The following is a 258-nucleotide window of genomic DNA, read 5'->3' as shown; positions in this document are numbered from 1 at the left end:
GTTGGCTGAGACTATAACTCAGGATGGACGGCTGCTGCATTCCTGATCTCCCCCGATGCTCGAACTTTGCGATATGAGACAACTAAAACAGCCGCTTGCCTCTCGGCAAGCGGCTGCGCGCTTCATTACGAAGATGTAAGATTACATATGGATCGGCTTGAAGAAGGTCGCGAGTGCAGCCTCCTTGACCGCTTCGGACATCGTCGGATGTGCATGGCAGGTCCGACCGAGATCTTCCGACGAGCCGCCGAATTCCAT

At 54.7% G+C, this 258-nt stretch carries 1 protein-coding gene; it reads right to left on the bottom strand.

Features of this window, described 5'->3' with window-relative positions; all coding sequences use genetic code 11:
• Nucleotides 1-141: 141 nt before the first annotated feature.
• Nucleotides 142-258: hypothetical protein (locus EOD29_RS38085; protein WP_348630475.1), on the bottom strand; the 117-nt coding region annotated here is incomplete at its 5' end.

Source organism: Mesorhizobium sp. M1A.T.Ca.IN.004.03.1.1, assembly GCF_003997555.1.
In the GTDB taxonomy this organism is placed as follows: domain Bacteria; phylum Pseudomonadota; class Alphaproteobacteria; order Rhizobiales; family Rhizobiaceae; genus Mesorhizobium.
This window is presented reverse-complemented; position numbering and strand designations above follow the sequence as displayed.